General features: G+C 36.5%; 13 protein-coding genes. 2 read left to right on the top strand and 11 right to left on the bottom strand.

Features of this window, described 5'->3' with window-relative positions; all coding sequences use genetic code 11:
• Nucleotide 1: 1 nt before the first annotated feature.
• The 7 genes from rimO to KEM10_RS03850 form a co-directional block, all read right to left on the bottom strand.
• Nucleotides 2–1,309, bottom strand: coding sequence for a 30S ribosomal protein S12 methylthiotransferase RimO (gene rimO, locus KEM10_RS03880; RefSeq protein WP_212213753.1), 1,308 nt, complete (start codon nt 1,307–1,309; stop codon nt 2–4).
• Nucleotides 1,310–1,376: 67 nt separating this feature from the next.
• Entirely contained in the window at nt 1,377–2,327 is a 951-nt protein-coding gene (ftsY, locus tag KEM10_RS03875) for a signal recognition particle-docking protein FtsY (RefSeq protein ID WP_212213750.1), read from the bottom strand.
• Between the two features lie 109 nt (nt 2,328–2,436).
• Nucleotides 2,437–2,589, bottom strand: a complete 153-nt coding sequence (locus tag KEM10_RS03870) for a DUF4295 domain-containing protein (RefSeq protein ID WP_212213747.1) — start codon at nt 2,587–2,589, stop codon at nt 2,437–2,439.
• Between the two features lie 12 nt (nt 2,590–2,601).
• Nucleotides 2,602–2,790: a 50S ribosomal protein L33 gene (gene rpmG, locus KEM10_RS03865; RefSeq protein ID WP_200465062.1), complete on the bottom strand. Its 189-nt coding sequence runs from the start codon at nt 2,788–2,790 to the stop codon at nt 2,602–2,604.
• Between the two features lie 15 nt (nt 2,791–2,805).
• Entirely contained in the window at nt 2,806–3,048 is a 243-nt protein-coding gene (rpmB, locus tag KEM10_RS03860; protein ID WP_212213745.1) for a 50S ribosomal protein L28, read from the bottom strand.
• Between the two features lie 187 nt (nt 3,049–3,235).
• Entirely contained in the window at nt 3,236–4,483 is a 1,248-nt protein-coding gene (locus KEM10_RS03855; protein ID WP_212213742.1) for a competence/damage-inducible protein A, read from the bottom strand.
• Between the two features lie 36 nt (nt 4,484–4,519).
• A complete protein-coding gene (locus KEM10_RS03850; protein WP_212213739.1) occupies nt 4,520–5,755 on the bottom strand; it encodes a M48 family metallopeptidase in 1,236 nt (411 codons plus the stop codon).
• 465 nt (nt 5,756–6,220) lie between these two features.
• On the opposite strand from KEM10_RS03850, the gene KEM10_RS03845 reads away from it, so the two are divergent.
• On the top strand, nt 6,221–7,213 hold the full coding sequence (locus tag KEM10_RS03845; protein ID WP_212213736.1) for an alpha/beta fold hydrolase: 993 nt from the start codon (nt 6,221–6,223) through the stop codon (nt 7,211–7,213).
• Nucleotides 7,214–7,278: 65 nt separating this feature from the next.
• On the opposite strand, the gene KEM10_RS03840 is transcribed toward KEM10_RS03845, so the two are convergent.
• Nucleotides 7,279–8,364 carry a lactonase family protein gene (locus tag KEM10_RS03840; RefSeq protein WP_212213733.1) on the bottom strand — a complete coding sequence of 362 codons (1,086 nt, stop codon included), beginning with the start codon at nt 8,362–8,364 and terminating at the stop codon, nt 7,279–7,281.
• Between the two features lie 148 nt (nt 8,365–8,512).
• On the opposite strand from KEM10_RS03840, the gene KEM10_RS03835 reads away from it, so the two are divergent.
• Nucleotides 8,513–8,962, top strand: coding sequence for a hypothetical protein (locus KEM10_RS03835; protein WP_212213730.1), 450 nt, complete (start codon nt 8,513–8,515; stop codon nt 8,960–8,962).
• Nucleotides 8,963–9,023: 61 nt separating this feature from the next.
• Here the strand turns inward: KEM10_RS03835 and KEM10_RS03830 are convergent, their stop codons facing one another.
• The 3 genes from KEM10_RS03830 to KEM10_RS03820 form a co-directional block, all read right to left on the bottom strand.
• Nucleotides 9,024–9,242, bottom strand: coding sequence for a hypothetical protein (locus tag KEM10_RS03830; RefSeq protein WP_212213728.1), 219 nt, complete (start codon nt 9,240–9,242; stop codon nt 9,024–9,026).
• A 369-nt stretch (nt 9,243–9,611) separates the two neighbouring features.
• Entirely contained in the window at nt 9,612–10,745 is a 1,134-nt protein-coding gene (locus tag KEM10_RS03825; protein ID WP_212213726.1) for a hypothetical protein, read from the bottom strand.
• A 62-nt stretch (nt 10,746–10,807) separates the two neighbouring features.
• Nucleotides 10,808–12,094 (bottom strand): MFS transporter, encoded by a 1,287-nt coding sequence (locus KEM10_RS03820; RefSeq protein ID WP_212213725.1) that lies wholly within the window; start codon nt 12,092–12,094, stop codon nt 10,808–10,810.
• Between the last annotated feature and the right edge of the window lie 99 nt (nt 12,095–12,193).

Here is a 12,193-nt window from a genome sequence, read left to right as displayed (position 1 = left end):
ACTATATTTTAGCTATTCCAAAGAGATCGTAATCTTCTGCATCTGTAATTTCAACCTGATAGAAATCGCCAATAGTCAGCTCTTCGTTCTCTTCCTTATGAAGTAATACTTCCTGATCTACTTCCGGAGAATCATATTCGGTGCGTCCGATAAAGTAATCACCTTCTTCACGATCAACAATTACTTTCAGATCCTTGCCAATCTTATCACGGTTTAACTCAGCTGCAATACCGTTTTGAATTTCCATAATACGATCAGCACGCTCTTGTTTTACTTCCTCCGGAATATCATCCTGATATTTTTTAGCAGCATAAGTATCCTCTTCATGCGAATATGGGAAGACTCCCAAACGCTCGAAACGAACATCTTTCACAAATTCTTCCATTTCCCTGAAATCCTGTTCCGTCTCGCCCGGGTGACCTGTAATAAAAGTAGTTCGAAGATGAATATCAGGCACTTGCTTACGCATTTCTTCAATCAGTTTATAAGTCTGACTCTTACGTACATTTCTGCGCATCTTTTCCAACATATTGTCAGAAATGTGTTGCAATGCAATATCAATGTAATTACACACCTTTGGATTATCATGCATCACCTTTAGCACATCCAAAGGAAAACCTGCTGGATAAGCATAATGCAAGCGAATCCATTCTATGCCATTAATTTTGGCTAATTCATCAACCAACTTTGGCAAACGGTATTCTTTATATAAATCATATCCGTAGAATGATAAATCCTGCGCAATTACCTGCAACTCCTTTACTCCTCCATCAGCCAGTCGTTTAGCTTCATCAAGCAAATCTTCCATTTTACGGCTTTGATGCTTACCAGTAATCAATGGAATAGCACAATAGCTACAAGTACGATTACACCCTTCGGATATTTTTAAATAGGCATAATGATTCGGAGTGGTTAAAGAGCGTTCATTCATCAAGTCGCGACGATAACTGGCTCCTACCTCAGTAATAATTTCTTTCCAATTAAATTTACCAAAGAACTTATCTACTTCGGGTAATTCTTTCTTCAACTGCCCAGGATAACGTTCCGACAAACATCCCATCACATATAGTTGTTTGATATCGCCACGTTTTTTGGCTTCAACAAATTCAAGTATAGTATCAACCGATTCTTCTTTGGCATCACCAATAAAACCACATGTATTTACAATGGCCACTTCACTATCGGGTACTTCCGGATCGTGGGCCACCTGTATATTATTGGCTTTAAACTGACGAATTAAAAACTCACTATCGACCAGGTTTTTGGAACAACCCATGGTCACCACATCCACTTTCTTAGCTTTCGCCATCTTATTAAGTACTTAATTATTTAAATACAATCATAAAAAAGGACTACTTAAGCAGCCCTATCTAATATTATCTGAATAAAGAATCTACAAATTCATTACGGTCAAACACCTGCAAATCATCAATTCCTTCACCAATACCAATGTATTTTACAGGAATACTGAATTGATCAGATACACCAATTACAACTCCACCTTTAGCAGTACCGTCCAATTTTGTAATAGCCAATGATGATACTTCGGTAGCTTTAGTAAATTGTTTAGCTTGCTCAAATGCATTCTGCCCGGTTGAACCATCCAACACCAATAATACTTCATTTGGTGCACCAGGCACAATCTTTTGCATTACTCGTTTTACTTTACTCAACTCATTCATTAAGTTGATCTTATTGTGTAATCTACCAGCTGTATCAATAATTACCACATCGGCACCCTGATTTTTAGCTGACGATAAAGTATCAAAGGCCACAGAAGCAGGATCAGAACCCATGTTTTGTTTAACAATAGGTACATCAACTCGTTCGGCCCAAACCACTAACTGATCGATAGCAGCAGCACGAAAGGTATCCGCAGCACCTAAAACCACTTTTTTACCGGCAGCTTTAAATTTACTGGCTAATTTTCCAATGGTAGTGGTTTTTCCCACACCATTAACCCCAACAACCATTATGACGTATGGATCATCGGATTTCGGCAGTTCAAAATCAATGGGTTTATCAGAAGAATTTTCAGCCAAAAGCTCAGCAATTTCTTCTCGCAGAATATCATTCAACTCATCCGTACCTAAGAATTTATCTTTCGATACACGAGCCTCTATTCTTTCAATAATTTTAAGAGTAGTATCCACCCCAACATCAGATGTAATAAGTACTTCTTCCAATTCATCAAGTACATCATCATCAACCCTGGTTTTACCAACCACAGCACGGGTTAGTTTTTTCAGAACACTCTCCTTGGTCTTTGCCAAACCTTTGTCAAGACTTTCCTTTTTAGCCTTGGTAAAACTTCCAAAAATACCCATAAATCAAATATTTGCTGCTAAGATAGTAATTGCTAACTGAACTTATACGGATAAACACAAAAAAGCTCCCTCGTAAAAGGAAGCTTTTAAGTTATACGGTTATCCAACCTTATTTATTGAAAAACTCTTTTGTCTTTTCATTAGGTACAATCTCTTCACGGAACGAATAAGATCCTGTTTTTTCAGATTTTACCATTTTGATCACTTTTGTGTGACCTTTACCTTCACCTTTTTGCAACGATGCAACTGATTTCTTTGCCATTGTTTATCAGTTTTATTTGATTTCGCGATGTAAAGTTACACGCTTCAAAATTGGATTATATTTCTTCAACTCCATACGATCAGGAGTATTTTTTCTGTTTTTTACGGTAATATAGCGACTAGTTCCTGGTTGTCCGCTCTCTTTGTGCTCAGTGCACTCAAGAATCACCTGTACGCGATTACCTTTTGCTTTTTTAGCCATTTCTTACTCCCTTTATTAATAGTTTGTAATAAATCCTTTTTCTTTAGCACCTTTCAATGCTGCACTTACACCAACTTTGTTGATCATGCGCAATCCAGCTGCAGATACTCTTAAGTTTACCCAACGATCTTCCTCAGGTAAATAAAACTTTTTCTTGAAAAGATTAATATCGAATCTTCTCTTGGTTCTTCTTTTCGAGTGAGAAACATTATTTCCCACCATGAATGATTTACCAGTTATTTGACATACTCTTGACATCTCTCAACAGTTTTTTTCGGATACATTTTTCAAACAGAGCGCAAAATAAGTCATTTTTCTGCAATTTCACAAATACTACGACTATAAATATTCTGTTTTTTAATTTTTTAATGCTTTTTATTCTTTCTAAAACAAGCCACATCTTAAACTTTAGATAAAGATAACAATAAATAACTACCTGTTTATCTTATCTCAATGAATTAGTTAATTGCTGAAATAGCATTACCATTCCTGTATCAGCTGACCGGTGAATATTTCTTTCTCTCATTTTTCCAAATTGATATTTTTGGCTGATAACACCAAAATCGCCTGCAATTGCAATCCATACGGTTCCAACAGGCTTTTCCTCAGATCCTCCATCAGGACCGGCAATTCCCGAAGTTGCAATGGAGTAATCTGTACCTAATACCTTTTTAGCACCCAATGCCATTTGCTCTACCACAGGTTGACTAACTGCACCATATTTCAACAAATCGTTTTTACAAACACCTAATAGCCTTTCTTTAATCTCATTTTCATAAGCTATGATACCTCCTCTGAAATAAACAGAGCTACCCGGAATACTTGTTAATAAATGCCCAATGTAACCACCGGTGCAACTCTCGGCAGTAGCAATGGTCTTGCCTTCTTTCTTAAGCATCTCTCCTAATAGCTGATGAACAGGCTTATCTTCTTCTGCGAAAATATTATCTCCAACAATTGGGTACAACGACTTAACCAAGTTCTCAATATCTTTATGAGCCTTACTATCATCAAGTGTTTTAGCCGTTAATCGCAAGCGAATTTTACCCGGAGATGGCAAATAAGCCAATGAAATATATCCTGGAATCGTTTCTTCCCAACTACTTAATTGTTCTGCTAAAACGGCCTCCGGAATATTAAATATCAAAACTGTTTTATGAATGATATGTTGAGTTTCGTACCTTTCTTTCAATCGAGGAATAATCTCGTTGTTTACAGCGTGCTTCATCTCACCCGGAACACCCGGCATTGAAACAACTACTTTCCCATCCTTTTCGAACCACATAACAGGTGCTGTTCCCACAGGATTATTGATGACAGTACATTTATCAGGCACTAATGCCTGCCCTCTATTCAACTCATTAATATTTTTAACGCGTCCCTTCAATAGGGTACACACATTATCATAAACATCCTGATTAAAAACCAGTTTTGAATCGAAATAATCAGCCAGAGTTTGTTTTGTAATATCATCTTTTGTAGGCCCCAAACCTCCTGTCATCAATACGATATCAACTCTACTCAGGGCTTCATCAAGACTTGCCTTAATGGCATCAACCGTATCCTGAACGGAAGTTATCCTAACAATATCAAATCCTTCTTTATTCAATTGCTGTCCCATCCAGGCTGAATTGGTATCAACTACCTGTCCTATCAACAGTTCATTTCCTATGGTGATTATTTCAAGATTCATTATTTTAGAAATTAGCTTTAGAGATTAACAGTTAGATTACTTATTACGAATTGCTTTAATACGTTCCAATAAAGGTGGATGTGAATAATGAAAAAACACATACAAAGGATGTGGTGTTAGATTACTCAAAGCATTTACGGATATGGTTTTTAATCCACTAATCAGATGCTCACCCAAATTAAAGCCTGCCGCATATGCATCGGCAGCATATTCATTTTTGCGCGAAACAACAGACATAACTATACTGGTAACAAAAGAAATGGGTGAATACAATAATCCAAATGCCAGCATACCGATATGAAAATTTGGCTCTTCCACACCTAAGGCTTGCGATAACAAAGGGGAACCAACCACCAAACCAAAAATAAACAGAATAACACCCGTTTGAAATACACCGGTTAATGTACCCCACAATGTGTGTTTAAGCTTATAATGACCAACCTCATGCGCCAGAACTGCCACAATTTCATCAGTCTTAAGATCATTGATTAAAGTATCGTAAAGTACAATTCGTTTTTTGGCTCCCAAGCCACTGAAAAAGGCATTTGCCTTAGTACTGCGTTTTGAGCCATCCATCACAAAAATATTATCCAACTTAAAACCTGCTTTTATAGAGAACGCTTCAAGAGCATCTCTTAATTCACCACCTTCAAGAGGGGTTTGTTTATTAAATAAAGGTAATATCAATGAGGTATAAAACATGGTCATAAATATCATAAAAGCACTTGACACCATCCAGGCATACAGCCAAAAATAAGATCCGGCTACTGAATAGATCCACATAATTAGTGCTAACAACGGGCCTCCAATTAAAGCAGAAACAAGGGTTGATTTAATAATATCCAACACAAAGGTTTTAGGAGTAGTTTTATTAAAACCAAATTTCTCTTCAATAACAAAAGTACCGTAAATACTAAAAGGAATACCAATAATACTTGAACCTAATCCAATAACTGCAAAAAACAAAAGCGATTGAACTATACTGTTTTCACTCCATTGCATTACCCAACCATTTACCAATGCAAATCCGCCAGCCATCAGAAAACCAATCATTACAACAAAACTAAACACCTCGCTTAGTACTCCAAATCCATAATTAGCTTTTCTGTATTCGTGTTGTTTACAATACTTATCAGCTTCGTATATCCCTTCTAATTCAACTGGAATTTCGGCTTGCCAACGCGTTTTATTCAGCCATTCCATCCATTGATCAAATACAAACTGAGCCACCAAAATGGCTATTATAGTATAATACATTGTTTCTGCTGTCATCTTACTTGTTTTAAGCCTGCAAAGATAGTTTAGAAAGTTAAAAGGCAAAAGAAACATCTCTTGATCACAGTTTGGGAGCAATTACTCACCTTCAAAAGTATCGCATCCTAAATATCCATCTTAAAAATCAATATACAATCCTGATAAATACCTAGAAATAAACAAAGAGTATGAACAGCTCTATAAATCCACTTACCAATACATTGACAAGCCAGTGTAGCACTCCTACCTTTGTATCCATCTATTTGAAAACTGATAATTAACAATCAAGGAACCAACACCCCTACTTAAAGTATATCTAATTTAATATCAATCACTAAAACCAAATCATAACCAATTACACCCTACTATTTCAGTACGTTGAATTGCTTTCGAAACCCTTAAAAACTAATCCTTTAATATTAAACACTAATCCAACGACTACAGAGGCATTTCTAATTTACTTTGCTTAAAACAACCAAGACGATGAAAAAATCAAACAAACTATTATTGCTATTTACATGCATGGCAATTGTTTTGGGATGCAATCAACATGAAGGTGTTATTACACCAGACGAAGCATCCTTAATAAACAACCGTGTAGAAGTTAACAAAAGAGTCAGAGGGCTTGATCAGGATCGGTATGTTACTATGAAAAAGAACGAACTAAAAGTTCATTACCGCATTATCGGCAAAGGTCCTATTGATATCGTTTTTATACCCGGATGGACAAATCCTGAAACTGTATATTCAATGCAGTATGATTATTTCAGAGAAAAAGCCCGATGCATTTACATTGATTTACCAGGAACAGGATTAAGCGATGCTCCTACACCCAACACACCGTTAAATCCAATTGAAGATGGCATGGAGTATACTATGCAACTAATGGTTGATGCCATTCAAACAGTTCTAAAAAAAGAAGGTATCCATGAATTTGTTGGCGTTGGCTTTAGTATGGGAGCTATTGTACTGCCTCTATTTGAAAGGCTTCATCCGGATATGATGACCAAACTGGTTATTATTGACGGAACCTATTCTCCCTGGCCTACAGATCCAGCTGAAAGAGAAGCTCTACAAACCCAAAGAGAGGAAACTTACCTATTTCAACTTACATGGGATGAAACTTTCAAAACAGGTCTTCTTAACGTTCTAGTCCCTCCATCTTTAATAGGCGATTTAGCTGATGAACTAAAAGATTGGGCACAATATTTTATTACTTTCCCTTCTGATGTTTTAGCTAACACTCAATACTATAGTAGTGCTGAAGATGCCAATGAACTTGTTGAGTTTGACTATCCGATTCTTTGTTTCTATTCCAACCCTGCTGTAAACATTGATTTTATTGATTATATATTTCCTAACAATGAAACCTATTTCTACCCTGATGGTGGACATGTTATTCATTGGATGTTTCATGAAGATATAAATCCAATAATATGGGAATTTGTCAAAGACAAACCGGGTAAGAAATATTAATCTTTTTGTAGGATCGCAGCTTAATAAAGCATCACACAAATCTTAAGCTACGATCCTTTTATTTTTTACTCAAACAAGATACATACCGGGGAAAAAGCTTTTATTTCACTGGTATATGAAAGCAATCCGGTTGCGTCATCACGCTTAAAAACCACAATATTTTCGGTATCCTTATTAGCTACTAATAGAAACTTATCATCAGGCGATAATGCAAAGTTGCGAGGATGATCACCTCTTACTGATTCATTAGCTATTAGAGAAAGAACTCCCTCCTCGTCAACCGAAAAAACAGCAATACTGTTATGTCCACGATTTGAAGCATAAACATATTTACCATCATTGGAAATATGGATATCAGCACAAAAACTAAAACCTTCAAAATTATCAGGAAGAGTTGATATGCTTTCTTGCGCTTTCCATCCCTCAGTTTGGTTCGAAACTCTCGTAACTGTATTATTCAGCTCATTAACAACATATATCCATTGCCCATTAGGATGAACACATAAATGACGAGGACCAGAACCGGCTGCCATTTTAACCTTTTGCTTCAGATTAAACAATTTATCGTATATCCATAACTCATCCGTTCCCAAATCACAACTAATAATATCATCTCCCACAAACCAGGCAGAATGAGCATGCGGAGCCAATTGACGATCGGTAGGACCAGAACCTTCATGCTGAGTGACCGATAGTAAGTTAGATAGCAAACCATTACTTGTAACAGATAGCCAACCAATATTTCCTCCGGTGTAGTTGGCAACTACAATTTGTCCATCATCACTTACACTAACATGGCAAGGGTGTGCACCACCGCTTGAAGCAGTTGATAATAAGGTTAAAGTATCGCCTTCCACTTTAAATGACTTAACGGTACCTGTACTATCCCTGTTCACTTCATTTACAGCAATCAAAGCCTTTTTATCTTTACTTAATGCTATAAAGGATGGATTATCTGCCTTCGCTTTTAACCCCAAAGGATGAATATTCCCATCATCATCAAGGCTATATTTATATATGCCTTCACTATTTCCTTCTGTATATGTACCAAGGAAAAACACATTCCCTTGTGTATCATTTTGTTTTGCAGGTTGTTTACAAGAAGTAATTACAGCCACTGCAACGATGGCAACAAACAATAAATTCTTCATTATTATTTTTATTTGGGTTTATCTCTTATTATGAATTAGCAAGATAAGAAATTGTTCGAACAGCCACAGTTAATAAAAGATATTTAGAACTTTTTAAGAATATGAGCGTATTCACTTCAGGAAAGAAAACAAACATATAAAACAACTAATGAAACTTCTAAAATTTGTTTTTCTGATGAGCTTCGTAAGCTTCATCAATTTGCATGCTCAAACCAATGCCGAAAGGGTTAGTAGCTTATTCAGCAATGTACTAGATCTTAGCAATGCAAAACTCAACGCAGACCGCCCCATTGCTAATATCAATCAGTTAGCCGCACATCAGGCAGACACTATGTTCATTCTGAATAAAGAAAATGCAACATCTGTTTTTGATTTGGCTAAGAATTATAATTACTGCATTATTTCAGTAGAACGCCATACAGTTGTATTGGTTGATGGATGGAATGATTGCATTCAATCTGGATCGTGGAATTATTGTATGCCTAAAGGAAAGGGTTTTATACAACGAAGTGGCGAGATGACTGAGAAAGAAGATTACATCAACAATATTATAGGGATGCCTAACTCGCAGCGAAGGACGGTATTTCTGATTAATTAGCCATTATCCCTAAAAACTAACCATACGAAAAGCAACTTGTAACTTTAATGCAAGTTGCTTTTTAATTTTTAATAAATTCTTGTATCTCTCTCCCTGCGCATCCTTTATGATGAATGACTGCAGTAACAGTAGCTCCTGGGTTTAATTCCGAAATTGTAAACTTATCCTTTTCAACAGCTCTTAATTCTCCATTTCTGTTCTGAAAGATAAAAAAGTGCTTATCGGCCAATTCTTTCTCTTTTAAAAAGATCAATTCTTCATTGAAAATTTTTCCTCTCATCCTTGTCTGGTAAATAATTCATTTTGACGTCAACAGAAAATATGCCAATTCATCAACCTACTCCCTAAACAACTAGTTACCTGACCACTACCAAATAGTAAATAACCACTTACAATACAAAATAGTAGAATACTGAGCGAGAAGAATTAACAATTGAGTAATTTTTTCCACCGATTAACAAGAGAATCAAATCCTATGTAGGTATTTATACTAATATAAAATTAAAGAAATCTCTTTTTCTTTATGGTAGTTTAAGCTTATGATTCATTAGTTAAACAACTCCCTAATTCACAATTCTTAATCAGGTTAAAATTGTGATTAACCCGTTTGGAAAGATGCCGCCAGATCCCCATTCTGGCGGTTTTTTATTTAGTCTTTTGAGAGTTTCTTCTGAACACGCCATTTGCCCAGCAGAAATCCTAAAGCAAAAGGCAAACCAAAGAAAATAGCAGTTAATACAACCACTAGAATTATAATTACCCACGAAATACTTTTTATCAGTCTGATTAAGTTGTCTGTTGTTTCTTTGATGAGAACCTGTCCTGACTCTTCTAAATCTGCCTTTAATAAAACACGCTGTTCAGCCAGGTACCTTTGCAATTCATCACGCTCCTTAGACAACTGAACAATGCTATTTTGCATACCATAAGTAAAGTCATTGGCCATCGGCTCCAATTCTTCCCTTAAGCGAACAGCTATCATACTAAGCATTTCGGGCGATTCTTTCATTATTACAGCTAAACTGCGCATGGTAGCGGCCATGCTATCAATACGAGCCACATAAGGTGTTATTAATGCCGAATCTTCCATAGTGGTAAGCAAAAGTTGTTTTTGCCATTCTAACTGCGACGAGATTTGCTCATTATATATTCCCAAACGATCAGTAAGATCATTCATTACTTCTGCACTTGTACCAACCGTTTTTGTGTAGAGTGAATCCGGAACATCCAGATGAGCAATTAAATCAGGACGTACATCATGGCGTTCAAAATTCCACTTTTCGGTAATAGGATAAAATTCGTAATTCTCTACAAAGTCTTTAAGCTGATTAAAGTTTTCTTTCTCGCGGGTTCCTTGCGCTAACTTCTCAATCTTCCACACCAGCTCTTCACTTATCTCTGATGCCATATAGGTATATTTATCAAAATAGTCTTTTCCTTCATTCTCGAAGAAATGATTCATTTGACGCGCCACAAGCCAGGTTTCAACCAGCGCAACTTCCACATCTGTTTGATAGGCAGCACGCGAACAGGCAGATGTTGATCCGCTCTTCCAATAGATTGTTTTGGTTTTCAAATTCAAATCGTCGGTTGACTGATAAATAGAATCAGCTATTTGAATAACCTTACCCGAAAAGTCTTTGTAGAATGACCGTACAGCCATACGGGCATTTAAATCCTCAGCTTCTAAGGGAGTAGCAGCATTTTCCATATTGAACTTTACCAGCGAGCAACTGGATAAGATAGCACTGGCTATTAGACCCACTAACAGAACTTTCTTCATTTTTAACGTTTTATCCTCAAGTTAAAGCAAAGGGATGAAATATTAAACTCCCCCGTTAAATTTTATTGCTCCTGCTTTCTTGGAAAAAAACGTTCAGAATAAATCATAAACACTATTGCCACCATCAGGAACACGACTCCGAAAGCAAACGCTGTGCCAAATCCAAACCATTCGTAGAGTTGGATTCCGATAATAGGAGCTGCTGCAGCTCTCAATCCGGTTAAAAATAAGTGCACCGATTGATAATCGGCAGCTTCATCAGGTTGACAAAAATAACTACTGCCTATACCCCAAAGTATGGGCATACTTCCCATAAATATACCATTGAAGAAAACAGCTAACAGAAGTACATAATAGATTTTCACTCCCAGTATCTCAGTATGTACCTGAACATGCTCTGTAAGACCAGTAAAAAAGATAAACAACATTAAAGCACCAAATGTGATAATTGCAAAACGACGGGGATCGCGCGAACCTATCAACTTTCCAAACAATGGCAAAAACATAATGGCTATCAGATTAAATGCATTGTTGTAAAAAGCCACCGATGAGTAATTCAAATCGAGTGCATCCTTATAAAAAATGGTGATTACCGCATGTGTGCTCATCCAGGCAAAGCCATACATCAGAAATCCATATTCCATATGACGAAAAGGCTTGTTGAGCTTTAATATCCTCCAGATTCTGATAAAAGAATCACCTACCGCCGACCATAGAGGTTTGGTTGGGGCTTCAAACTTCTGAATAAAATCCATTTTGGTGAGCTGAAAAACGGAAATAACACCAAATATTCCCACCAAGGGATAAAACCATTTATATGAGTTAGGATCGATATCAAGTAGTAATCCGGTAATAAAAGTAGATATCATGATAGCTATTTTATTAACCGTTGTGGCATACCCAAACAATTTCCCAAAATTATCGTGTTGATAATTACCCTTTAAATATTGATTGATAGATGGGATAACGGTAATTTTTGATGTATAAAACAACAAAAACACCCCTAAAAACAGGTAATGATAAACTGGTGCCAGCCCTTCGCCAGTTACATTCGGAAACAAAGCAAATCCAACCAAAGGTAAACGTGTTATGATACCCGAAATACGCAAGAATTTTTTCCGATTCGAGTAACGGCGCATCACCTCGTTGGCCAACATGGCAAACAAAAACACTACCATGCTAAATTGAAACAGAAAGGCAAGCTGAACGTTTGAACCTTGTAATGACTTAATAAAGATAAACTCGTTAAGCACCAATGCTCCATTCGCCACACCTTCCATTATACTGTAGAAAATATGGTATTTAAAAGCCTTTCGTTCTGTTTGATTTAATTGCCTAAGTGATTGCATGTGTAATTTTGAGGGTGCAAAAATAGATATTTTTAACCCAACAACGATTAAAGAAAGAAGTTTAATATTAGGCAGTATTAAGGAACGGTTCTTTATTTG

The sequence above is a fragment of the Carboxylicivirga linearis genome, assembly GCF_018271995.1.
Classification (GTDB): domain Bacteria; phylum Bacteroidota; class Bacteroidia; order Bacteroidales; family Marinilabiliaceae; genus Carboxylicivirga; species Carboxylicivirga linearis.
Note: the sequence above shows the minus strand (reverse complement) of the source record. Positions and strands in the feature narration are given on the sequence as shown.